The 22,811-nt window shown below is 62.5% G+C and carries 24 protein-coding genes; 12 read left to right on the top strand and 12 right to left on the bottom strand.

All coding sequences use genetic code 11. From position 1 onward, the window contains the following. Positions 1–7: 7 nt before the first annotated feature. A complete protein-coding gene (locus tag GO707_RS09990) occupies positions 8–1,012 on the bottom strand; it encodes an Rpn family recombination-promoting nuclease/putative transposase (RefSeq protein WP_114540420.1) in 1,005 nt (334 codons plus the stop codon). Positions 1,013–1,226: 214 nt separating this feature from the next. Here GO707_RS09990 and GO707_RS09985 point away from each other — a divergent pair, with 214 nt between their 5' ends. Beyond that, entirely contained in the window at positions 1,227–1,973 is a 747-nt protein-coding gene (locus GO707_RS09985; RefSeq protein WP_114540421.1) for a helix-turn-helix transcriptional regulator, read from the top strand. 234 nt (positions 1,974–2,207) lie between these two features. On the opposite strand, the gene GO707_RS09980 is transcribed toward GO707_RS09985, so the two are convergent. Then, the gene (locus GO707_RS09980; RefSeq protein WP_114540422.1) at positions 2,208–2,519 is read right to left on the bottom strand and encodes a hypothetical protein; all 312 of its coding nucleotides are present in this window, start codon (positions 2,517–2,519) and stop codon (positions 2,208–2,210) included. Between the two features lie 167 nt (positions 2,520–2,686). On the opposite strand from GO707_RS09980, the gene GO707_RS09975 reads away from it, so the two are divergent. After that, entirely contained in the window at positions 2,687–3,490 is an 804-nt protein-coding gene (locus GO707_RS09975; RefSeq protein WP_157012948.1) for a spermidine synthase, read from the top strand. On the opposite strand, the gene GO707_RS09970 is transcribed toward GO707_RS09975, so the two are convergent. Next, positions 3,487–3,924, bottom strand: coding sequence for a virulence RhuM family protein (locus GO707_RS09970; RefSeq protein ID WP_114540424.1), 438 nt, complete (start codon positions 3,922–3,924; stop codon positions 3,487–3,489). The two genes, GO707_RS09975 and GO707_RS09970, sit on opposite strands and share 4 nt — an antisense overlap. A gap of 182 nt (positions 3,925–4,106) precedes the next feature. Further along, on the bottom strand, positions 4,107–4,688 hold the full coding sequence (locus GO707_RS12790) for a response regulator transcription factor (RefSeq protein ID WP_227069470.1): 582 nt from the start codon (positions 4,686–4,688) through the stop codon (positions 4,107–4,109). A 142-nt stretch (positions 4,689–4,830) separates the two neighbouring features. On the opposite strand from GO707_RS12790, the gene GO707_RS09960 reads away from it, so the two are divergent. From GO707_RS09960 to GO707_RS09950, 3 genes are all read left to right on the top strand, one after another. After that, complete coding sequence (locus tag GO707_RS09960) at positions 4,831–5,751, top strand: hypothetical protein (protein WP_157012947.1); 921 nt, start codon at positions 4,831–4,833, stop codon at positions 5,749–5,751. 110 nt (positions 5,752–5,861) lie between these two features. Beyond that, positions 5,862–6,020: a hypothetical protein gene (locus tag GO707_RS09955; protein WP_157012946.1), complete on the top strand. Its 159-nt coding sequence runs from the start codon at positions 5,862–5,864 to the stop codon at positions 6,018–6,020. Positions 6,021–6,163: 143 nt separating this feature from the next. Further along, positions 6,164–7,726, top strand: a complete 1,563-nt coding sequence (locus GO707_RS09950; RefSeq protein WP_198161079.1) for a putative ABC transporter permease — start codon at positions 6,164–6,166, stop codon at positions 7,724–7,726. A gap of 100 nt (positions 7,727–7,826) precedes the next feature. Here GO707_RS09950 and GO707_RS09945 read toward each other — a convergent pair whose 3' ends face one another. Next, a complete protein-coding gene (locus GO707_RS09945; RefSeq protein ID WP_114540426.1) occupies positions 7,827–9,569 on the bottom strand; it encodes an FAD-dependent oxidoreductase in 1,743 nt (580 codons plus the stop codon). A gap of 220 nt (positions 9,570–9,789) precedes the next feature. Here GO707_RS09945 and GO707_RS12785 point away from each other — a divergent pair, with 220 nt between their 5' ends. After that, positions 9,790–11,463 carry a response regulator transcription factor gene (locus GO707_RS12785; protein ID WP_198161078.1) on the top strand — a complete coding sequence of 558 codons (1,674 nt, stop codon included), beginning with the start codon at positions 9,790–9,792 and terminating at the stop codon, positions 11,461–11,463. A gap of 15 nt (positions 11,464–11,478) precedes the next feature. Here GO707_RS12785 and GO707_RS09935 read toward each other — a convergent pair whose 3' ends face one another. Both GO707_RS09935 and GO707_RS12900 read right to left on the bottom strand, forming a co-directional pair. Beyond that, the gene (locus tag GO707_RS09935; RefSeq protein WP_114540428.1) at positions 11,479–11,928 is read right to left on the bottom strand and encodes a type II toxin-antitoxin system HicB family antitoxin; all 450 of its coding nucleotides are present in this window, start codon (positions 11,926–11,928) and stop codon (positions 11,479–11,481) included. 29 nt (positions 11,929–11,957) lie between these two features. Further along, entirely contained in the window at positions 11,958–12,137 is a 180-nt protein-coding gene (locus GO707_RS12900) for a type II toxin-antitoxin system HicA family toxin (RefSeq protein ID WP_227069497.1), read from the bottom strand. 263 nt (positions 12,138–12,400) lie between these two features. Here GO707_RS12900 and GO707_RS09925 point away from each other — a divergent pair, with 263 nt between their 5' ends. From GO707_RS09925 to GO707_RS09915, 3 genes are all read left to right on the top strand, one after another. Beyond that, entirely contained in the window at positions 12,401–13,684 is a 1,284-nt protein-coding gene (locus GO707_RS09925) for an O-acetylhomoserine aminocarboxypropyltransferase/cysteine synthase family protein (RefSeq protein WP_114540430.1), read from the top strand. Positions 13,685–13,692: 8 nt separating this feature from the next. Next, complete coding sequence (gene metA, locus GO707_RS09920; protein WP_114540431.1) at positions 13,693–14,619, top strand: homoserine O-acetyltransferase MetA; 927 nt, start codon at positions 13,693–13,695, stop codon at positions 14,617–14,619. 243 nt (positions 14,620–14,862) lie between these two features. Further along, positions 14,863–15,108 carry a hypothetical protein gene (locus GO707_RS09915; protein WP_227069472.1) on the top strand — a complete coding sequence of 82 codons (246 nt, stop codon included), beginning with the start codon at positions 14,863–14,865 and terminating at the stop codon, positions 15,106–15,108. Between the two features lie 93 nt (positions 15,109–15,201). Here the strand turns inward: GO707_RS09915 and GO707_RS09910 are convergent, their stop codons facing one another. The 3 genes from GO707_RS09910 to GO707_RS09900 are packed head-to-tail and all read right to left on the bottom strand — an operon-like array spanning position 15,202 to position 18,724. Then, the gene (locus tag GO707_RS09910) at positions 15,202–15,924 is read right to left on the bottom strand and encodes a GltB/FmdC/FwdC-like GXGXG domain-containing protein (RefSeq protein ID WP_114540432.1); all 723 of its coding nucleotides are present in this window, start codon (positions 15,922–15,924) and stop codon (positions 15,202–15,204) included. 4 nt (positions 15,925–15,928) lie between these two features. Next, entirely contained in the window at positions 15,929–17,434 is a 1,506-nt protein-coding gene (locus GO707_RS09905; protein WP_157012944.1) for a glutamate synthase-related protein, read from the bottom strand. A 3-nt stretch (positions 17,435–17,437) separates the two neighbouring features. Continuing rightward, positions 17,438–18,724, bottom strand: a complete 1,287-nt coding sequence (locus GO707_RS09900) for a class II glutamine amidotransferase (RefSeq protein WP_114540434.1) — start codon at positions 18,722–18,724, stop codon at positions 17,438–17,440. A 274-nt stretch (positions 18,725–18,998) separates the two neighbouring features. Here GO707_RS09900 and GO707_RS09895 point away from each other — a divergent pair, with 274 nt between their 5' ends. Further along, on the top strand, positions 18,999–19,307 hold the full coding sequence (locus GO707_RS09895; protein WP_114540435.1) for a hypothetical protein: 309 nt from the start codon (positions 18,999–19,001) through the stop codon (positions 19,305–19,307). 453 nt (positions 19,308–19,760) lie between these two features. Here GO707_RS09895 and GO707_RS09890 read toward each other — a convergent pair whose 3' ends face one another. Together GO707_RS09890 and GO707_RS09885 are read right to left on the bottom strand one after the other, a co-directional pair. Next, entirely contained in the window at positions 19,761–20,627 is an 867-nt protein-coding gene (locus GO707_RS09890) for a ZIP family metal transporter (RefSeq protein ID WP_162845760.1), read from the bottom strand. Between the two features lie 140 nt (positions 20,628–20,767). Beyond that, a complete protein-coding gene (locus GO707_RS09885) occupies positions 20,768–21,007 on the bottom strand; it encodes a hypothetical protein (RefSeq protein WP_147272720.1) in 240 nt (79 codons plus the stop codon). A gap of 219 nt (positions 21,008–21,226) precedes the next feature. Between GO707_RS09885 and GO707_RS09880 the strand changes: the two genes are divergently transcribed. Together GO707_RS09880 and GO707_RS09875 are read left to right on the top strand one after the other, a co-directional pair. Next, complete coding sequence (locus GO707_RS09880) at positions 21,227–21,712, top strand: RNA polymerase sigma factor (RefSeq protein WP_198161077.1); 486 nt, start codon at positions 21,227–21,229, stop codon at positions 21,710–21,712. Further along, on the top strand, positions 21,709–22,611 hold the full coding sequence (locus tag GO707_RS09875; protein WP_114540436.1) for a hypothetical protein: 903 nt from the start codon (positions 21,709–21,711) through the stop codon (positions 22,609–22,611). The genes GO707_RS09880 and GO707_RS09875 overlap by 4 nt, the downstream gene beginning before the upstream one ends. Positions 22,612–22,811 lie beyond the last annotated feature (200 nt).

The raw sequence follows: 22,811 nt of genomic DNA, 5'->3' as shown, positions 1-22,811 counted from the left end.
GCTCTTTCTAGAGGCCGAATTCCTCGAATCGCGCACGGCGAGCGGCGGCATCGGTTGCAACGAGTGCTACCTCTTCCGAGCGACCCGATTCGATCAGCGCCGTCACCAACGCGCCAAGACGCGCTTCTCCCTCTTCAAGACCTTCAGCCCGTCCCTCGCTTTCCGTTGTCTCGACGGCGATGTGCTCTAGTTTCTCGAGATCTTCCTGAAGCATGCGCCTTTGCTCCTCAAGCACGCGCTGTTGCTCCTCAAGCGTGCGCCTTTGCTCCTCGACCATGCGCCTTCGGGCCTCGAGGTCTTCCCGGTCTTCCTCGAGCATGCGTCTTAGAGTCTCGAGGTCTTCCCGGTCTTCCTCGAGCATGCGTCTCTGGATCTCCATGTCTTCCTCGAATGTCAGCAAGGCCATCTTCTCCTTTCTCCACGCTTCGTCGCCGTTCGCTGCCCTTACGGCGGCGGCTAGTTTCGTGGCGAACCGATCGTCGCCCGCTTCTCCGGTAGCAATATAGTGTAGCAGGTTTCGCAGGCGTCCCGGAGGGAGCCTGTCCCAGGCAGGGGCAGCCAAGACGATCCAGGTGAACCCATGGTCCGTTTTCACGCTCGTATTCTCCTGGCACTTTACGTTTAGCGTGTATACCGGCAGCCCCGCATTGAAGGGATCGTGCAGGCAGATGAAAACGATGTAGCAGGGAGGGAGGTTTCCGTAGTGCTCGCCACGGCGTAGTGCCAAGGTGTCCATGGCGCCCTGATAGAAGCGCAAGCGGCGACCGAGTTTAGCCCGCTTGACTGTTTGCATCTCGATGTTGCAAACCTCGTTCTCGGTTTTTACGTAGGCGTCGAGACGCACGCCGTGGTTGGTGAGCGTCGGACGGATATCGTTCTCGGCGATGATGTACTCAATGTTCGACACTGGTGCATTGAGGACTACTTCAAGCAGCTCGCGGCAAAGCTCCTCGTTCGTCATCAGAAGATCGAACATGGGCCAATCGCTGAACTCGAGTTCGTTTTCCTTCATGGGCTTCTCCTCAAATCGATGGAAGGGGGAGGGCCACTTTATTCGATCACGACCGCATAAATGACGCGGGAATGTCTCGTTTTGCTCCTCGCGCCGACCGCACTTGCGTCGCAAGGCCAGCTCAGCGCCCCTTTGTTAAGCATCGTTGCTTGCGCATGCGGAGCTTTCTTGTTACGGTGAAGCGGTGAGAACGTTTCCGAGAAGGGCTGACGCCATGCTGAAGGACACCATCAAGAAGCTGCGCACTGAGCAGGGATTGAGCCAGGATGAGTTGGCCGAGCGCGTCCACGTAGTGCGCCAGACCGTCTCGAAGTGGGAGCGTGGCACCTCGGTTCCCGACGCCGATTCGCTCGTGGCCCTGGCCCGTGCCCTCGGAGTGAGCGCCGCTGAACTGCTGGGGGAGAGTGCGATGGTGGAGAAAAAGCCGGACGACCTTGCGTGGGAGACCTCTCTTCTTGATGAGCGCATTGCCAGTGAGTCGCAACGGCTCGATCGCCTGGTGCGCGCCCTCAAATGGGCGCTCGTCGGCGCGGCGGTTATGGTGCTTGTCTTCGGTCTTTTTATCTGGCTGCCAAACCAGCAATTCTCCTACACGATATGGTGGGACAGCGTGACAGACGATCCGGATTACAATAAGATCATCTATCGCCTCGATGGCGAAGGGAAGTCGATACGGCTTTTCCTGGATCCAGAGGACTATGGGCGCGTTATTGGCTGTGCCGGGGAACCGGGCATGGCGGAGGCCATGAGCGCGGCGGAGCTCCTCAATGAGCCGGGAAGCTTGGATGCGCTCTCTGAGCGAGCGAATCAAGCTATAGAGGCGATGGGCGGTATCGTGCTTCGTCACGAGTTGTGGCTTCCCGCCGCCAGTCGCGAAGACGATGATCCTACCAATGACGATGTGCCTTACTCAGTTTGCTTCTACGCCGATTCCGACGACCAAGATATCCCATGGCCATGATCTGGGCTTTTGCAGTTTCCGAAGTTGAAGGTGCATTGCGCTACAGACAACGGCACCCCGCGAAATCGTGACAGGCGCTGACGCCGTCGAATGAGGAATTGTAGCTGCGGGCTGGTGGTACCAGGTGCTGTCGAGGACAATGGGAAGGCTGAGGCTAGGTGCTCTGCTAGATGAGTTTCCAGGGGCTGGCCGAACGAGTCCCCGAGATTCGCTGATATACCGTTAATAATCTAGCTAAGACTCCGAGATCGTCTCTACGGAGGTGACGGTGCCGCCGTGGTCTTCTATGTAGGTGCAGACGGCTTCTTCGAATTCGCTGGCGCTGCCTGGGATGTTGTAGAACTGCTGGACGTCGACAGCGTCGGCTATGGTGGGGGAGCCGGTGTAACTGATGACCGCTGTGGGGTCGTAGGCGTCTAGGTCGATGACGAACTGGCTTGTCTGGCCGTTGAGCTCGTATTCTATGATAGTACGGTTGATCGCCGCTTCTTGGATCGCTATGGAACCCGAGAACTCCGGTATGGCGTAGAGGGCGACGGCCAGCACAAGGCCCTCCTTGTCGCCGATGATCTCATTCTCCTTTCAACCATAGCGATTGCCGCCCGATCAGGCAAGCAACTGAAACTAACACGGGGGTTTCTGTGCGATACTGTGGCACAGAGTGCGATAAGGTTCGGCCGTGGTCGCAGTTGCAGGCTCGGAAAGGAGCGATGGTGCTGGCGGATTGGTGGGACAGGGTTACCGGGCGCGCGGGGAAGCGCGAGGTGTTTCCTTCTCGGTTCGGAGAGGCGGCGGTGTATGCGATGCCGGCGGAGGACGGGTCGCTTGTGCGCATGCTGAATGTGGGCGGGGTGCTGCAGTCGGCGACCTATCTGGACGAGCGTTGGGCGACGTGCCCCTTTGCGTACCTGCGATCCTTCGACCACCTCTTCGAGGCGGCGCTTCCCGAGGCGCTGGATCCGCTGGTTGTAAACCGTGTGCTCATGCTTGGTGGCGCTGGGTTCGCCTATCCCAAGCAGCTGCTGCTGGAGCATCCGGGCGTTGCGCTGGACGTGGTGGAGATTGATCCGGCCATGGTGCAAATCGCCCGGGAGCGTTTCTTCCTTGATCGTCTGGAGATGCAGCTGGCCGCCGAGGGCCGCGCCGACGATCTGCGCATCTTCGTGGAAGACGGCGAGGCGTTCCTGCGGCGGTCGGACGGCGCCCCCTACGATGCCATCATCAACGACGTCTTCGTCGGGCGCGAGGCGGTACCGTTCTTCGTCAGTGACGAGGGTATCGCCTGCGCCCGCGCGCGCTTGACGCCGGGCGGCCTGCTCATGGCTAACTGCGTCGTGGAATACACCGGCGCCGCCATGTACCGCCTCTTCTCCCAGGTGGAGCGCTTGCGCGGTCACTTCGCCAACGTGTACGTCATCGACGCCTCCGACGACGAGTTCGGCGGCGCCGACAACTACCTTCTCATAGCCACCGACGGCTCCTACCCTTTCACAGGCGTCATCCCCTACGGGGATTAGGGGCAGCTGCACGATGATAGCCCGTCGATCAGGCGCTTCTCGTTCTCGGCGCGGCCCTCGACGATATAACGACGCAGGACGTCGGTGGCCCAGCGACGGAACTCAACGCCGCGCTGAGACTTCACGCGGTAGCCCACCGAGATGATGACGTCGAGGTTGTAGTATTCGACCTGCCGCTCTACCTCGCGATTCCCCTCTTTTTGAACTGTCGCAAATTTTGCGACAGTTGGTTTCGGTGAGTTCTCCAATTCTTCCTTAAGCGCGTTGGCGATATACTTGCCAATGGTTTTGACATCGCGATCGAACAGGAGAGACATCTGAGAGCGGTTGAGCCAGATCTCGTCCTTTCCGACGTCAACCGCGACATCTAATCTCACCTCCCCATCGGAGGATTCGAAAAGGACGATGTTCGATGTGCTAGCTGCTTCAGACATGCTCAAGTCTCCTTCCTACGTAAAAATGGATAGAAGACGCTCAGCAAATAGGCGAGAACCGCGCGAAACATGCTGCAAGAAAGAGCGTTGCTATCAAGATAGCACAAACATCACAGCGCGGCTTCCACAAAGTCAGGAATTGAACAATACCAGCGCGTGCTGTCCCTAGTAAGAATCGCTTCTTAGCTCTCGAGGCGGCAGGCGAGGTCGGCGCGGCGGTTGATGCCGAGCTTTCGATAGAGGTTGCGCACGTGGGTTTTCACGGTGTTGGGAGAGACGACGAGCTCCTCGGCGATTTGCGGTGCCGTGCGCCCTTCAACGAGGAGGCGCAGCACATCCTCTTCGCGGCGGGTGAGGTCGTAGGTGCGGGCGGCCTTGGCGCAGAGGGCTTCGATATCAGGCTCTTGCGGCACCTCCGGGTCGGCCAGCTGCGAGTCAGCGTAGCCGCTTTTCGCCAGTTGCAAACGCTCTGCTTCGCGCTTCATGGCGGCTTCGCGCCAGTAACGACTTAGGAAAAAGGAGGCCAGTGCGGTTGCTGCCAGCAGCGCCGCTGAGGCGATCGCGGCCGTTTTGGATGCCTGAAATCCATCCAGTGCCGGCACGACAATGGAGAGCCCGATGCTCGCGACCGACCACAGTACCGCCAGCCGTGTGCTCACATCGTCGCTGCGTCGGCGAAAGCAAGCTTGCCCAACGGCCGCGCAGGCCGCGCCTACGCCGATTAGGGCGGAAAAGACGATAATGAAGCTGGCGAAGGGAATCACGGGTTCGGCTCCTTTTCCGATTGGATGCCTCTCACTTTATCTTATTGCAGGCGCTTGCCCTAGGGTGAAAAACCTCACCATTGCCCTTTGGCCTGATCCCGTGCTAGTTTGGACTCGGTAATCGAGCGAAAAGGAGCGAGCTATGGCCGAAGAGACGAGCTTGAAGGCGTCAGAGCCGAACCGGGCGATTTGCGTTGTTGTCGGCGTCGCGGTCATAGGGGTGCTTCTGGCGGCTCTCGGCTGGATGGTGCCGCATTTCATCGCCCAGCCCGCGCGCGCTACCTTAACCCAGGAGACGCCGACGGGGATGTCCTCGGGCTACGCTCCCCATTGGAAGGCCGAGGAGATTGTGGAAGTGCCTTTTGGCGAGACCGTCGTGCTGGATGACTTGGACTGGGGAATGAAATACGACCTTGAGGCAAGCCCCTACCTGCAGGAGGACTGGGATTCCATGACCGATGCCGAGAGAAAGGCCTCGATGGAAAGCGAGAGCTGGGATGAGGAGATCGCCCCGTTCTCGGCCCGCGTCGTCGATTGCGCCATGGTGTCTCCGGCGGCGTTTACGGAATGGTATCCGCTGTACGTCGAGACGAACCTCTCGGCAGGTTCGGGAATGCTGTTCGCCGACGAGGACGTTCGCATGGTGGTGGTCGATGTAGAGGTTGGCAATCTCGGCACCGAACCCGCGGCACCGCCGAACCCTGTGCTGCGGTGTGCCGCCTTCACGGGCGATAATGCGATGATGGATGCCGGGATGCTTCCAGACAATTATGCTCAAGCAGCGCTGTATCCTCTTGGTGGCGATGACTTCATAGTGGGTCTTGCCGGCGGGTATGACACGCTGATGCCGGGTGAGACGCGCGTAATCCGCTACGCCTTCGTCATTTACCGTAACAGCTTCGCCGAGCAGGACGGCATCGATAATGCCGATCTTTCGGCCATGGAAGTTGCGTATCTCGATTGCAGCCCGTGGCGCGTTATCGCCCTGAAGCTGGCGAACGCTCGCGATGCCGCCCAAGTGCACCCGCGCAACGCCTACACCGACGGGATCCTCGGGCGCTAGATTGGCGAGGCGCCTGCTCGACGTTCTTGTCCTGCGCGTTTCTTTGTAGCCCTTTTTCGCGGTTGAGGCGCTCTCTGGTTCGTGCTGCTTTTGTGGAAGGTGGGTGGGGCGTGCAACAAAACGGGCTTCTCAAACGTCTAGTAGATAGAGGGTCGGAGCAGAATGAGCGCGAGGAGGCTGACGTGCACAAGTTGAGCGACATTATGGCCGTTATGGGGCTGGCCGTCGTGTTCGTGGGCATTGCGATGTTCATCGCCTGCTGGGGGTAGGCCGCCGGCCGCTTGTTTCCCGTAACCGCTGCATAACGAGGGCTTATCGGGTTGGCAGACGTTGCGTCAGTTGGTCATGGTTTCACAGAGCGCCCCTTTACACTGGATGCCGAGACACGCGTTCAGGGAAAAGGAGGCCGGCCATGGGAGATGAAAAACGCCATGTAGATCACCTGGAAGAGGCCGCGCACAAGGCCGAGGCCGACCTGCGGGACGACCTTGAGAAGGCCGTGGAATTCGAGAAGGCCGACGTGGCTGAAACTCATCGCGAGTGGCACGACCAGCTACATAACGATCATGCCGAGCTGGTGGCCGACGTTGCTCGCGACAAAGAAGAGATCCGCGAGGCCTTAGACGACGCGCGCCACCCCGAGCGCATCGTGCATGCGGCCGAGGAAAAGCTCGCCCACGCCGCCGACGAGGCCCGCGATGTCGTGCGCGCCGTGGAGCACCCGAGCGTCATTGTCGATGACGCTAAGGAGGCTCTAGCCGAGAAAAAGCACGCCCTTGATGAGACCGCGGCCACTATCGCTGCCGAATTCACCAGCCCCGCCGACAAGAAGCGCCTGCCGGTGGTGCTGCGCGTGTTCGGCGTGCTGCTCATTATCGGCTCGGGCGTCGCGCTGCCGGTCATCGCGAAGACCATTTATCAGGCCGTGACCATGTTCGACTCTGGGGCTATGCGCGGGGAGGGCATCTCCACCATCGTGGTGACCTTCGTGAATCTGGCCGTGCTGGTGGCCCTCGCCGTCACGCTCATTGTGTTCGGCGTGCGCCTCATCCGCAACCAGCGGCGCTGGGCAGCGCTGCTCTCCTACGGGCTGTACGTGCTTCTTCTGACCGGGGCTCTGTGCTCCATCATGCTGGCCGGCATTGGCTACGAGCTTATTCCCTACGGCGTCGGTTTCGCGGTCACGGTGGCGCTGCAGAGCTACCTCGACCCCTCGCTGCTCGAAGAACGCCGCGCCCATCGCAAGGCCCGCGAGGCCGAGGAGCACGCGGAGGGGGAGGCCGGGACGCTCGGTCGCGACCCCTCGGGCAAGGGCTACATCACGCTGAACTTCTTCAACCTGTTCTGGATCTTCGTTGTGGCCAGCGTGCTGGGGCTGCTCATGGAGGAGATCGTCCACTTTCTGTTCGTGGTGCCGGGCCAGTGGCAGGACCGCGCGGGCCTGCTGTTCGGCCCGTTCTCGCCTATCTATGGCTGCGGCGCGGTACTTATGACCATCTTCCTCAACCGCTTTCACAAAAGCAATTGGCTCGTCATCTTTCTGGTGGCGGCGGTCATCGGCGGTGCCTTCGAGGCGTTCGTGAGCCTGTTCATGCAGTACGCGTTCGGAGCGGTGGCCTGGGATTACTCCAATATGCCCGGATCGCTGTTCGGCGGCCGCACGTGCCTGCCGTTCATGGCCTGCTGGGGGCTGCTCGGCGTGGTATGGATAAAGCTGCTGTTGCCGTTCATGCTGCGGCTCGTGAATTTCATTCCGTGGAACTGGCGCTATATGCTTACCACCGTGGCCGCCTGCTTCATGCTGGTGGACGCCGTCATGACCCTGCAGGCGCTCGACTGCTGGTACATGCGCCTGTCCCACGACCCCATCGACACGCCCATCCAGCAGTTCTACGACCACGAGTTCGGCGACACCTACATGGCCGACCGCTTCCAATCGATGACCATCGTGCCCTCGGACGCGGTGCGCGGGTAGAAGGACGACAACGAAACGGGCGGCGCGCTTGGCGGCCGCCCGTTCGCGTGCAGGGCGCGGGGAGGGAAGGCGCCCTATCGGAATAAGTGGGGATGAGGAGCTACTCCTTGCCGCCGAGCACCTGGCCGATAGTGTAGCCCATCAGGCAGTTGCGCGTGTGCGAGAGGCAGTTCAAGTTGTGCGGGTAAGTGTTGTAGAACATGCCGCCGGATGTGATGCCCGCCGCGAACAGGCCCGGGATGGGCTGGCGATCCTTGGTGAGCACGCGGCACTCGGTGTCGACGATGAGGCCGCCGGTGGTGCACAGGCCGTCGGCGTACTCCTTGGTGGCGTAGAAGGGCGGCTGGTCGATGGTCATCATCATGGTGCCGGGCATGTCGAAGTCGGTATCGGCGCCGGCGGCGCACATCTCGTTCCAGTGGTTGATGGTCTCCACGAAGGCGTCGACGGGCACTCCCATGAGCTCGGCCAGCTCTTCCAGGGTATCGGCCTTGAAGGCGTTTTCGCTCTGGGCGGCGGCGATCCAGTTCTCTTTGGGGCCGTAGCACGAGGAGCTTGGCGTCCAAATCTTGTCGATCTTGGTATCCAGGGCGCTGTCGACGATGTAGAAGTCGTAGGTGCCGGGCTGGTACTGGATGGCCATGGCCAGCTGGCCGTAGGGGTCGTACTCGGGAGTGAACCTCTTACCGAGTTTGTTCACTCGCACGAAGGGCATGAGCTGCTCGGGATCGAGCATGATGGACTGCGGGAACTCATCCTCGGCAGCGCCGACGGCCACGCCCATCTGAAGGCCGTCGCCGGTGTTGCCGAAGGCGCCAGTGAGCCAGCGGCCCGGCACGCCACGGGGGCGGCAGCGCTCTTTCAGCATCTGCTGGTTGAACTCGTAGCCGCCGGTGGCGAGCACGACGCCCTTGGCGCAGTTGTACTGCTCATAGCCGTCGGCGCTCTTCACGATGACGCCGGTCACGGAGCCCGCCTCGTCGGTCACCAACTGGCAGGCCGGGGTCTCGTAGCGGATCTCGACGCCGGCCTCGGTGAGGATGCCAGCGAGAATGTCGGCCAGCTCGCCGGGAGGATAGGGGAGGTTCAGCGACGTGTTCCACGAGCGGCTGAGCGCCGTGGGGTCGTACTGCTCGCGGAAGTCGGGGAAGTCGCCGGCGGCGAAGGTGAGGGGGTAGTCGTTGAAGTCTTGGTTGTCGAAGTGGCTGATGTACCAGTTCACGGCTTCGCCGTTCTTCTCGAGGTAGTGCTGGTACAGCGTCATGTCCGCCTGGAACGAGCAGCCGATCATGGCGTCTGACATCCACTCGGTGGTGTCGTACTCCATGCCCCAGAACTTGTGCAGCTCGGAATTGGTACCGCCGATGGTGGCCGAGTTGTAGTTGCCGCGGTTCTGCTTCTCCACGGCCACGGTTTTCAGGCCCTGCTCAGCGCAGGCCAGGGCGGCAGCGTCGCCGGCCGGTCCCAGGCCGCAGACGACGACGTCCACGTCGTGGGTAGCGACGATCTTATCGGCGGGGATGGGCTCCGCCACGAAAGCGACCACTCCCTCGCCGGCCGAGCCCACTTCCACTTCCTCCACCACGGGCCAGACGGCCTTGGCGGGATCGGTGGTCTGCATGGCGCCGCCGGTCGCCGCATCGTCTGCGGCTATGGTCTCGCCCGCGACTTCGGCCTGGGTCTTGGGCGCGCAACCCGCAAGGCCTGCGAGGGCGGCGGCCCCGGCGGCGACGGCCGCGCCGGAGAGGAAGCCGCGCCGGCTCACGGAAGGCGCCGCGGCGGGGTTCGAGCTACCCGTGGGGCACGGGGCGGACGGGGTGCTGGGTTGGGTGCATTCGGTCATGATGTTCCCTCCATCGTGTCTCTCGGCGTCGGGTGCCGGCCCTTTGCCGGAGCCTCAACGCGGTGGCCCTATCTTTGCTCGCCAGGTGCGCTAACCCCATCTACCGAAACGGTAGATATTTGAGAAAACGCAGGTCAAAGTCATGTCGTCTCCCGTGGTTGTTCGTGATGGCCGCGCTGATCTGTGCGATACTTACTCCAGTTCAAGAGAGGAGCGTGTGGTGGCTGGGGCTGTGCTAAATGAACGAGAAGGTGCCGAGGCGGTGCGGGGCGCCCGCCGCGTGGTCTGGGGCCGGGCGGTGTTCGGCTCGGCCTGCCTGTGGGCTTGGGGGTTTCTGGCGTATCTGAGCCCCGTGCTCATTCCCGCCGAGCGACCGGTCGGCGGCGTCGGCATCGAAGTCGGTTTCTTCGTCTCCCAAGGTGCGGTGGTGGTTGCCGCTGTGGCCATCGTCCTCGCTTTGCGGAAGCGCTCCGTTGCGGTGGGGCGCGGCGTGCTGCTGGTGTGCGCCTCGCTGCTCGCGCTGGCGAGCGCGCTGCTTCCGCTGACGGTGGCGATCGACGCGCCATGGCCCCTCGTCGGCTGCGGGGCGATATGCGGGGTTGCGGGAACGCTGCTCGGCTGCGCCTGGGGCGCCCGCTACTCCTTGGAGTCGAGGGATGTGTCGGCAGTCGTCATGGTCTCGTTCCTCGTGGCCTATGGGATCTATTTCGCAATTCTCTTGCTTTACGTCGCAACGCCCTTTGTCGTGGCGGCCCAGGTCGTTGTTGTCTTTCTGCCCCTAGCTTCCTGGGGCCTCTGGTTCTGGGATGCCTCGGCACGTTCGGGGCTTGCTCCCGAGGTGTTCCCCTCCTCTGCTCTCTCTACCGACATAGCGGGTTCGCCGGGTTCCTCGGGGAAGGCTCCCGGTGAGGTGACGGCCGGCTCGCGCGAGCTACATGCGCTTCCGTGGCGCTCGCTGGGGGTGATTGCCGTGGCGGCCCTTGTGGGCAACGTGATGGCCTCGGTCATCATGGGCACTTCCTACGAGGGGGCCGACAGCCTTTACCCGGGTGGCATCGCTCTTTGCGCCTGCATCGCCACCATGGCGCTCGTGCCCCTGACGGCTGAGCGGACGGCCTTCTCCGTAGCGCAGCTGTATCGCATCACCGTCACCTTCAGCGTCGTGGGTCTTGTGGCCATTCTGGTGCTCGGTGCGGCGGCGGTGCCGGTCGGAGGGGCGCTCGTTCAGGGCTGCACGCTGTTCTTCCAGCCGCTCGTCTATGTGGTGGTGACGCGCAGCACCCGCCTTCAGGGCTTGTCCCCCTTGGTGGCCTTCGGTGTGGGCCAAGCGCTGATCAGCGCCGTGGTGCTCGCGGGGAACCTGGCGGGAAAGCTGCTGTTTCAGGTGGCGGGGGAGACGCCTTTGCTGCTGTCTGCCGTATGCGGTGCCGGTGTGCTCGCGCTGTTCTTCATGGTGGTGGCCCGAGCCGCGCAGGTGGGGGAAGAGGGGAACGAGGAGAAAGACGGCGGTACGGAAGAAATGGAAGCCGAAACGAGAGGCGCCGATCGGGTTAAGGCTGCTGCTGCCGGACGCGGCTCTTCTGGTGTTGCGGCAGGAGAACGGCTCTTTGAGGACGGCGGCACCACCGAGGCTGCAACGCTGCCGAATGGTGATTGTGCCGCTGGCGTCGGAGCGCAGGGAGAAGATTCCGCCGCTGTTTTTGCGCGGGCAGTAGGACTAACGGCCCGCGAGACGGAGATCCTCTCACTGCTGGTGCGCGGTCGCACCCTTCCTTACATCGCCAACGAGCTGTTCGTGACCACGGGCACCGTGAAGACCCACGTGCGCCACATCTACGAGAAGGCCCTGGTCAACAACCGACAGGAACTCCTCGACAAGGTGGAGGCCCGCTAGACACATCTCCCGAAATCAGGCGGTCGCGACCTTCTTTGGGCGGCCAGCGGTTCGGGGGCTATTGAAATAGTCTATGACATCGTCGGCTGACACAAGGCGGGCGCTGCCAACTTTCTCGGTTCTCAGAATGCCGTCGCGAATCATGGCGTGTATGCGCGAGGTGCTGACATCGAGGGTATCCGCCGCTTCTTGGACGGTCATGGTGGTGAGGGAAGGCGTGTCGGCATCGCATTCCACGGCAACGGCGATGGCCTTGCCGTTTGCGGGGGTGGGATGGTCCATCCGCGGCTCCGGCAAGGGCCGTCCTTCGCGAAGCGCTTGGGAGATCCAGAGGGTCAGCAGATCTTGCGCCATGAAAGCCGCATCGAACAGAGTGTCCCCCTGGGTGCAGATACCCAGGTCGGGAAACTCTGCCTCCCACCCGCCGCTCCACGGGGTGAGGATGGCTTCGTAGAGAAACTTCATAGGTCGCTTCCTCTCTATTAGGTGAAGTATTAGAGAAGCCCTAGCTTTTCTTTGATGGCTCGCTCGACCCCCGGCGAAAGATCTCCGGGATGCCGGGGGATAGGGAACTCTTCGCCAGCAGCATTCGCGAAAATGTCATGTTTCGCTCCGTGTCTGACGAAGCGGCCGCCCATTTTCTTGGTGAGCCGTATCGCTTCTCTAGCTGTCATGGGCATGTCTCTCGACCTCCTACATGGCGCAATTTATTGTAACAATTAGTAACAATAAATGCAAGTACTGCCGTCTTCTCAAAGCGAATTATAGCAAACAAATGTTCTTAGAACAATAGTTCATTTCAGGATAATCGAGGGGGTCTCGGCAGAAAGCTCTCGGATTTTCCGATGACATTCGCTGGGGACTTCCTATAACCGGGGTGGCCCGGGTGCCCCTATAATGGGCGAGCGAAAAAATGCGAGACCCAAAGGAGCCCTGAATGAGCGAGCGGATTGGAACGACCTGCGTGCAAGGCGGATGGCGGCCCGGCGACGGCGAGCCGCGCCAGGTGCCCATCTACCAGAACACCACCTGGAAGTACGACACGAGCGAGCATATGGGGCGCCTGTTCGATCTGGAGGAGTCCGGCTACTTCTACACGCGCTTGGCGAACCCCACCAACGATGCGGTGGCGGCGAAGATCGCGGAGTTGGAAGGCGGCGCGGCGGCGATGCTCACCTCCTCGGGCCAGGCGGCGAACTTCTTCGCGGTGTTCAACATCGCCGGCGCGGGCGATCACGTGGTGGCCTCCTCGGCCATCTACGGGGGCACCTACAACCTGCTCGCCCACACCATGGGCCGCATGGGCCTGGAGTGCACCTTCGTCGATCCGCACTGCACCGACGAGGAGCTTAAAGCCGCTTTCCGGCCCAACACGAAGTGCGTCTTCGGCGAGACCATCGCAAACCCGGCGCTGGCCGTGCTCGACATCGAGCGCTTCGCGGCGGCGGCCCACGGCCACGGGGTGCCGCTCATCGTGGACAACACCTTCCCCACGCCGGTGCTGTGCCGGCCCATCGAGTGGGGCGCCGACATTGTGACCCACTCCACTACCAAGTACATGGACGGCCACGGCGCTTCCGTCGGAGGCGTCATTGTGGATTCGGGCCGCTTTAATTGGAACGCCCACGCCGACAAGTTCCCGGGGCTCACGACGCCCGATGAGAGCTACCACGGCGTGGTGTATACCGAGCGCTTCGGCTTGGAAGGTGCCTACATCACCAAGGCGACGGCGCAGCTCATGCGCGATTTGGGCTCTATCCAGTCGCCGCAGAACGCCTTCCTCATCAATCTGGGGCTGGAGAGCCTGCACCTGCGCATGGCCCGGCACGCCGCCAACGGACGCGCGGTGGCCGAGCACCTGGCGAGCCACCCGAAGGTGGCTTGGGTGCGCCATCCGTCGCTGGAAGGCGACTCGGAGGCGGCGCTCGCGGCGAAGTATCTGCCGGAGGGTTCCTGCGGTGTGGTGAGCTTCGGCGTGGCCGGCGGGCGCGCGGCGGCCGAGACGTTCATGAAGAACCTGAAGCTGGCCCAGATTGCCACCCATGTGGCCGACGCCCGCACCTGCGTGCTGCACCCGGCCAACGCCACTCATCGCCAGATGAACGACGCGGAGCTTGAGGCGGCCGGCATCAGCGCCGACCTCATCCGCCTGTCCTGCGGCATCGAGGACGCCGCCGACCTCATTGCCGACATCGACCAGGCCCTGGCTGCCGTGGAATAGGAGGACGCATGCCCATTCGCATTCCCGATGCGCTGCCGGCCACGGCGGCGCTGGAGAACGAGAACATCTTCGTCATGACCGAGCATCGCGCCATGCACCAGGACATTCGTCCGCTGCGGCTGCTGCTGCTGAACCTCATGCCCACCAAGATCACCACGGAGACCCAGATTCTGCGGAAGCTGTCGAACACGCCGCTGCAGGTTGAAGTGGAGCTGCTGCAAACGGCGAGCCACGACTCGAAGAACACGGCCGCCGAGCATCTGGAGGCCTTCTACACCACCTTCGACGCGGTGCGCGACGAGCACTTCGACGGCCTTATCATCACCGGGGCGCCGGTGGAGCGGCTGGAATTCGAAGAAGTGGACTACTGGCCGGAACTCTGCGAGATCATGGAGTGGTCGAAGACCCACGTGCACTCCACGCTGCACATCTGCTGGGGCGCCCAAGCCGGCATCTACTATCACTACGGCGTGCCCAAGCACGAGCTGCCCGAGAAGATGTTCGGCGTGTTCCCCCACGAGGTGGTCAAGCGCACCTCGCCTTTGGTGCGCGGGTTCGACGATAGGTTCTTCGCGCCCCATTCGCGCTTCACCGAGGTGCGGGCGGCCGACATCGAGGCGCATCCCGCGCTCGAGCTGATCGCGGTGTCCGACGAGGCTGGGGTGTACGTGGCGAAGTCCACCGACTCGCAGAACTTCTTCGTGTTCGGTCACCCCGAGTACGACCGCGAGACGCTGAAAGCGGAATACGACCGCGACATCGCCAAGGGGATGAGCATCGCCGTGCCGGCCCACTACTTCCCCGACGACGACCCGACGCGCGAGCCGGTTTCCACGTGGTTCTCCTGCGCCCAGTTGCTCTACACCAACTGGCTGAACTACTATGTGTACCAAACGACCCCCTACGACATCACCCGCGCTGGCGATAGGGAATAGGGGAGATGGGCGTTCGGGCAGCTTCCGTCTGCGCGAAATGAGCAAACGAGGGTACTTCTCGTAGTTTTCTGCAGGGCGATTTCTGTTGCTGGCGCTATTTCACCTGGTGGGGAATTAGCTGTAGAGTGATTTCGCTATCGGCGACTACGAGAAGTAGGCCATTTTGCCCATTTCGAAGGACTCGGGCTTTTCGGTTGTCCGAAAAGGTAGGCAGCGAGACGCGTTTTTGAAAGGTGGAAATCTGTGGCAATCGATCCAAAGAACGACCCCCATGCTCGTATCGTGGTGAAGCCGCTGCCGAGCCAGCGAAAGGGGGAGGGCCGCCCTTCTGCGGTGCTAGGCGAGGGCCAACGGGGGCGCGATAGCCGTGCGGCCACTTTCGCCGACCCCTTCGTTCGCGCGGAGAACGAGGACGACGACGGCTACGACCCCTATTCCGATCGCCCTGCCGAACGAGAGCCCTTGTTCTCGGAAGACCCCTGGAATTAGCGAAGGCGCCCTGGTTTTCGAACCGAGGCGCCCTCTGCATTTGTGCGCTGTCGCATGGTCGCGCTGTGAAACGGTCCGAGCGTCGAACGACCGCTAGCTCGCGTACATGGCCGCGTAAGGGCGGCTGGAGGCGGGGCGCAAAGCGACGAACTCGCTCACGCTCGCGTGCTCGTGGGGCTCGGTGCCGAAGCAGGCGTCGTAGCGGGCGAGCAGCGCGCCGAGGGTCGCCGTGTCCTCGTCGGTCAGCTCCCTTAGATCCAGCCCGTCGGGCACCACGGCCGGCGTGTTGTTGCGGCGCAGATAGATGACCCCGCCGTGCATGCCGGAGGCCAAATGATCGCCGGCGCGGCCCATAAGCACGATGATGCCGCCGGCCATGTACTCGCCGAGGAAGTTGCCCGCGTCCCCGCCAATGACGATGACCGGGCACTTCCCACCGTACTGCTTCATGTTAATGCCGCCGCGCCAGCCGCAGCCGTCGCGCACGATGAGCTCGCCGCCGCGCATGGCGTAGCCGGCCGCATCGCCCACGCGCCCGTGCACCACCACGGTGCCGGCGTTCATGGTGTTGGCGGTCTGGTCCTGGGCGCTTCCGAACACTTCCACCTCGCCGCCGTCCATATAGCAGGCCAGATCGTTGCCCGGGGTTCCGTGAATTTCCAAACGCTTGCCCGCGGGCAGGGTGCAACCAAGGTAGCGCTGGGCGTAGGCCTCCACGATGCAGACGGTGTCGGCTTCGGCAAGGGCCGCGCGCACGGCGGCATTGGCCTCCTGGAAGTGCTTCGTTCCCAATTCCACGATAATGGTTTCAGCCATGCGATCACTCTCCCGCGTACTTCACGCCGAGGATTTCCAGTTCCTTCTCGTTGAGCCCCACGCCGCGCAGCATCAGCCGGTTGCCGCGCAGAGAGTCGATGGCGTTGATGCCCATGCCGCCCATCATCTCCTGAATTTCGCGGTTCCAGCCGGACACGAGGTTCACCACGCGCTCGGCGGCGGCCTCGGGGGCGAGGCGGCTCACCAGATCGGCCCGCTGGGTGGCGATGCCCCAGTTGCAGCGGCCGCTCGCGCAGTCGCTGCACTGGTGGCAGCCCATGGCAATGAGCGCCGCCGACCCGATGGAGACGGCGTCGGCGCCGAGTGCCACGGCCCGCACCACGTCGGCGGCGTTGCGCAGGGTTCCTGAGGCCACAAGACTCACCGTCGATCGGATGCCCTCCTGGCGCAGCCGCTCGTCCACAGCGGCCAGGGCCAGCTCGATGGGAATGCCCACGTTGTCGCGGATGCGCTTGGGGGCTGCGCCCGTGCCGCCGCGGAAGCCGTCCAGCACGATGATGTCGGCGCCGGCCCGAGCCATGCCGGAGGCGATGGCGGCCACGTTGTGCACGGCGGCCACCTTCACGGCCACGGGTTTGGCGTAGCCGGTGGCTTCCTTCAGCGAGAAGATGAGCTGGCGCAAGTCCTCGATGGAGTAGATGTCGTGGTGCGGCGCCGGCGAGATGGCGTCGGTGCCCTCGGGGATCATGCGGGTGCGCGACACTTCCTCGTTGATCTTCTCGCCGGGCAGGTGCCCTCCAATGCCGGGCTTGGCGCCCTGGCCGATCTTGATCTCGATGGCCGCGCCGGCGTTCAGGTAGTGCGGGTCCACGCCGAAGCGCCCGCTGGCCACCTGCACGATGGCGCGGTCGGCGTAGGGCTCCAAGTCGCGGTGCAGGCCGCCCTCGCCGCAGTTGAAGTAGGTGCCCAGCTCGCGCGCGGCCATCGCCAGTGCCTTCTGGGTGTTGAGCGACACCGAACCGAAGCTCATGGCCGAGAACATGATGGGCACGTCCAGCGACAGCTGCGGCGGCAGCGGCGAGACAACGGTGCGGGTGCGCTCGTTCACGCGCAGCTTGCTCGGGCGGCTGCCCAGCACCACGCGGGTTTCCATGGGCTCGCGCAGAGGATCGATGGAGGGGTTCGTCACCTGGCTCGCGTTCAGCAGCAGATGCTCCCAGTAGATGTGGTAGCTCTTCGGGTTGCCCATGGAAGCGAGCAAAACGCCGCCGGTCTGGGCCTGGGCGGTGATGTCGTCCATGGCGCTCTCGGTCCACACGGCGCTTCCGGCGTCCACCTGGGGCCACCGGGTGATGGCGAGAGCCCGGGTGGGGCACAGAAGCGTGCAGCGCTGGCAGTTCACGCACTTCATGGAATCGGCGCGAAGGGCGCCAGTTTTCTTGTCGCGGTAGTGCACCTCGTTGGCGCATTGGCGCACGCACAGGTCGCATTTGATGCACTCCTCGCGGTCGCGCAGCACTTTGTAGCGGGGGTTGCGGAAGTCGCGCATGATTTAAGCCTCCTTCCGGCGGGGCAGCACGCCGACCTCGTGGGCCAACGGCGCGTTGTGCGGATCGTTCTCGGCGTCGGCATCGGCGGCAGCCTTGGCGGCGACCACGGAATCAAGCTGCACCACGAAGGGCTCGCCGCCCCCGATGGCGCGCATGTTCTCCGCGTCGGGGCACACCAGCTCGATGGCCGCCTGCTCGCTGGCCATGTACACCATGGAGCCCTTCTCGGCGGCCATGAGGGCTCGCAGCTTCAGCCGGTCGTTGATGGCGAGCAGCCCCTCGCTCGAGCCCAGAATCACCGAGAAGGGCCCGTTCACGAGAGCGCTCGCGTAGGTGGTGCGCAGGGCAGTTTCGAAGGCGGCGTCGGCCGCATCCATGGCGTCAATCTCATCCCACGCCGGCGCGGTCATGATGTGAGCGGCCAGCTCCGGCGACAGCCCGTGGCGGCGGCTCAGCAAATCGAACAAGTAGGTGATGACCTCGGTGTCGGTCTGCAGCTCGCAGTCGTAGCCGAACTGCTCCACGTAGCGGCGGTTCGCGTCGTAGCTGGAAATCTCACCGTTGTGCACCACCGACCAGTTCAGCAGCGTGAACGGATGCGCGCCGCCCCACCAGCCGGGGGTGTTGGTGGGGAAGCGTCCGTGGGCCGTCCAGGCCCAGGCGTCGTAGTCGCAGATGCGGTAGAACGCGCCGATGTCCTTGGGGTAGCCCACGCCCTTGAAGGCGCCCATGTTCTTGCCCGACGAGGCGACGAAGGCCCCGTCGATCTTCCCGTTGATGTGGAAGACGTGGGCCATGGTGTACTCGGCCTCGTCCAGGCCGCTGGCCGCCAGGCGCATGGGGTGGGGCGCGGCGAAGTAGCGCCAGATGTCCGGCGGGTTCTTGATGGAGGCCACCGGCTCGGTGGGGATGCGCTCCTGCTTCTCGCTCATAAAGTAGGTGTCCAGGTAGGCCTCGGTCTCACGCCGGGCCTCGTCGGACTCGTACATGATGTGGAAGGCGTACAGCTCCTCGTACTCCGGGTAGATGCCGTAGGCCGCAAACCCGCCGCCCAGGCCGTTCCCGCGGTCGTGCATGAGCGCGATGGAGCGCAGGATGTCGCTTCCGTCGTGGCGCGCGCCGCTTCGGTCCATGATAGCCGCGATGGCGCACCCAGCGGGAATGCGCACATCGCCCTCGCGGGGCGCGCGCGGGTGCCGGTCGCAGGGCGCAAGGCGCGCGGAGCCGGCGACGACCCCAGTGCCGGCGGCGTCGGGACGCGCGGTGCGCGGTCGGTCGAAATCGTACATGGCGTTCTCCTTGTGCATTGTGCGGAATGCTGTATCGTCAGCATAGGAGAGCAATGTTTCGCGAAACCGACTCCGGTGTTTCGCCTTTGTTAAGCCTTGGGGTGAAGGTTAGGAGGCGCGCGTTCTTGCGCGATGTCTTTTGGAGGAAGATCTTGAGCATACCCAGTGTGGAGGTGCTATGACGATCCAGTTACGGGAGAGCTGCTGGCAACAGCTATGGTGTTCGGAATAAACTGATTTGGAAAGAATGTCGAGCAATGAGGGTTGGTTGACCATGGGCGATAAGACGCCGGAGCGCAAGGGGCTTCTGTGGTGGATCGAGCACGAAAACACTAACGAGGCTTGGACAATGAAGAACCCCTGGGCCGTCGGTGCGATTGTCCTGACGATCCTCATTGTGCTGTGCATGTTGGCGACGTTTTTCTGGGGGCTGCCCCGTCCGGTGGCCAATGTGATCGTGAATGTCGCCTTCTACGGTTATTGGGGCGTTCTTCTTGCCTTTGAGATTAAAGCCAAGCACCGCGTCGCTGCCGCGGGCACCGCGTTCACGATGGTATTCTTCGCCTTCTTATGGTGGCTATGAGCTATCTCTTCTCGCGCGCTCTCGTAGGTTTATGGCGTTCGGTTGACGAAGGGGGCGTTTTCTGCACGAGATCTCGAGTTATAAGCCCCTGAGGAATCAGCGGCGGGACGCGTTGCGGAGAAGCATTTTCAAAACCCCAGGTCAGGTCATTGTCTGAATGGATGCTCCCTTTATGGTCGGCAGCCAGGCGTCCCCGGGACGCTTATAGCTCAAGATCTCGTGCATTTTTCGACCAGTTCGTTGACGGGACGCTTCTTGGCGGACGCCCGCATCGCTGTTCTCAGGTGCGAATGGCGCCTAGAAACGCGTCGGATCATTTTGCCTGTCGATTGGGATGACGAAGAGGACGACGGGGTCTGCGATGCCCTCGCATGACCCGAAGCCCGGGGAGATTTGGCTTGCCTACGTTGAATTTCTCGATCATCCGGGCATCGGCAAGGTTCGCCCCGCCTTCTAGAAGAAGATCATGAACATGCCCAGGGCCAGGCCTACCATGACGGCGAAGGCGGGGAGCTTGCTGCGGTAGATGAGGTAGCTCTCGGGCATGATTTCGCCGAACACCACATAGAGCATGGCGCCGGAGGCGAACCCAAGCGACATGGTGAGGCCCAGAGGGCCGATGTCGCCGAGCCAGAAGCCGAGCCACGCGCCGAGCACCGTGGGCAGACCGCACGCGGCCGTGAGAAGCGTGGCGCGCACGCGTCCGGTGCCGCCGGAGATAAGCGGCACGGCCACGGCCATGCCCTCGGGAATGTTGTGCAGGCCGATGAGCACGGCCATGATCATGCCGGTGCCCCACATAAGATCGCTGGATACGGCGAAACTCGCGCCGATGGTCATGCCCTCGGGGATGTTGTGCAGCGCGATGGCGCAGGCCATGACCACGCCGGCGACGAACAGCGACAGCTTGGAGTCGTGGTGGCGCTTGTGCATGTTCAGGTGGTCGGCGTGCACGAGCTCGTCGATGTCGTCATGGGTTTCGGGGTGGTCGGCATCGGCGGTGTGCGACACCTCCTTGCGTGTCTTGCGGTCGATGAGGTGGTTCAGCAGATACACCACGGCAACGCCCAGCGCCACGGCGAGGATTACCAGCAAGACCCCGTGCTCGGTGACTTGGCTGGCGGCTTCCTCGGCCTCGGCCAGAAGATCGAAGCACACCATGGCGGTCATGACGCCGCCGGCGAAGGCCAAAAGCAGGCTGATAGTGCGGTTCGACTCGCTCTTGAACAGCGCGCCAATGAGGCCGCCGAGCCCCGTTCCCCCGGCGCCGGAGATGAGCGTGACCAACGTGACGAATGCGAACGGCGACAGAGTTTCCATAACGGACAGGCTTCCTTAGACCCCGGGATTTCACAAAGCATTCCGTATTGTGCTCCATCGCCCGCGCCCCTGCGAGCGCAACCGCCCGCGTGTAAGCCAACGGAAACAATTCCCCTCGCAACGGCGCAGGCGGGGATGGACTACGCGAGCTTTTCCAGCGCTTTTTGATAAGCGGCTTTTTCTTCAGCGCGAGACGCCTTCGGTTTCTTTCCCGCAAGCGCACCTGCGGCCTTCAGTTCGCTTGATGTCGGTTCGGGGATAGGTGCGATCTTGGAGCACGACCGATTTCCTGCAGTGACAACGAATTCGGCTCCTGTTTCATCTACATGTTGTAAGGCGGAGGGAAGATTCGCCTCCGCTAGGGCAATGCTTGTTGCCACGAAAGCTCCCTTCTAAGGCACCCTGAAGATTTTGGCTATGTTACTTTAATCATGATCATCTGGCTAGTCTGTCGTTCGTATTGATGCGTTGCCAATGACTTTTCAGCAACTATCTCATCTGCGATCGCGCGAAGAGTCGAGGGTATGAAATAAAACCTCCTTCTGAAACGTGTTATTGGTTGAAGGTGAAGAACGCACGCGAAGAAAGGTGGCACGACGGTGACGGAGGAGGATCGCATCGAGCGGCTTGTGTGCGAGTATGGTCGCATGCTGGTGCGGCTAGCTGCCTCGCGGCTTGATTCCGTCGCTGACGCTGAGGATGCGGTGCAGGACGTATTCTGCACGCTCGTGTCCAAAAAGCTCGTGTTCGTGGATCCCGAGTATGAGAAGGCGTGGCTTATCCGCGCGACGATTAATCGGGCGAGCGACTTGCGCCGGCGCAAGTCGCGACTCAATGTGCCGCTCGATGAGGCTCGCGCGGTGCCGGACGATGCAGCCGAGACCGAGCGCCGCGGCCGCGAAATGCTCGCTTGTGTGCGAGCCCTTCCCGAGAAATACGCGGTCGTTCTTCATCTCCATTACTATGAAGGCTGCGGCTTGCGTGAGATCGGAGTCATGCTTCGCGTGCCCGCGGCTACCGTGGGCACGCGGCTGGCGCGCGGTCGTGCGCGGCTGAAAGCGCTCCTAGAGGAGGAATCGCTATGAGTTGGAACGATTATCGGGCTGCTATGGACGAGCTGCCGATTTCCGAGAATTTCGAAGACCGCATCTGCGCGGCGGTGCGAGAAGCGCGCCGCGAAGACGCACGAGCGGTGGTCGTGCGGCCTTCGCCTGCCAGAGCCAAACGTCAGAGCCGTGTCCTCTTCCCGCGTGCTACGACGCTGGGGAAAGTGGCCGTTGCGGCTGCTATTTGCTTAGCTATCGGAGGAACAGCTTACGCCACCGCGTCTTTTGAGGATTTGGCGCGTATTGCCGCCGATGCCGACCAAGCGCAGGTAGCTGAAGTATTCGAACAGGGGGCGGGCGAGCGCATCGATGAGACGCAGCGCGTTGGCGATTTCGACATCACGTTGCTCGGTCTTACCTCGGGTCAAGCGTTGGTGCCCCTGACTGAAGGGGTGAATGCGAACCGCACCTATGCCGTGCTCTCGTTAGCACGTGCCGATGGGTCGCCGATCGATCAGGCCTACCTTGACCAATCGGCAGAACGCTGGCTCGCGAACGGCGTAGATCAAGGGGACGGTAGTATGGAGGTTGATGCCTCTCGCCTTCCCAAAGACGAGCACGGCTTCTCGGCTGACGCTCTTGTTCTTGAGAACCTCGACTTCACGCCGGTCGCTGTTGGCTCCGATGGTGCGATAGCTGCCCGAGGAGAGCAGGGGGTGGCAAGCTATATTGAAGACGGTGCGATCTACTTTGTTGTTGATATGCCCGCGGAAGAGAATGGCCTTCCTGTCAACTATCTGGCAATCTGGCTTGGTGCATTTGCCGACAGCGACAGCCCTGGCAATCGGCTGTCGGATCGCCTTGAGGTGAGCGAACGGGGAACGCTGTCCTTCGTCGGCGGCATCGCTGGTGCCCTTTTTGAGCTACCGCAACGATGATTCTGCTAATTTCCTCAGCGGTCGGTTGCTGAAGGGATCGCTTTTTGCACGAGATTGACGGTTATGAGCGTCTGGGGGGTGCGGACAGTTACTTGGACAGCGGCCTACGCCGCCAGCCCCAACCGCCTCCTGCGGTTGTCTATCGTATCGTAGACGGTCCTGCCGCCCTCCCGGAAGGCCTTTAGACGGACGGTCGAGTA

This window comes from Adlercreutzia rubneri (genome assembly GCF_009755265.1).
Classification (GTDB): domain Bacteria; phylum Actinomycetota; class Coriobacteriia; order Coriobacteriales; family Eggerthellaceae; genus Adlercreutzia; species Adlercreutzia rubneri.
This window is presented reverse-complemented; position numbering and strand designations above follow the sequence as displayed.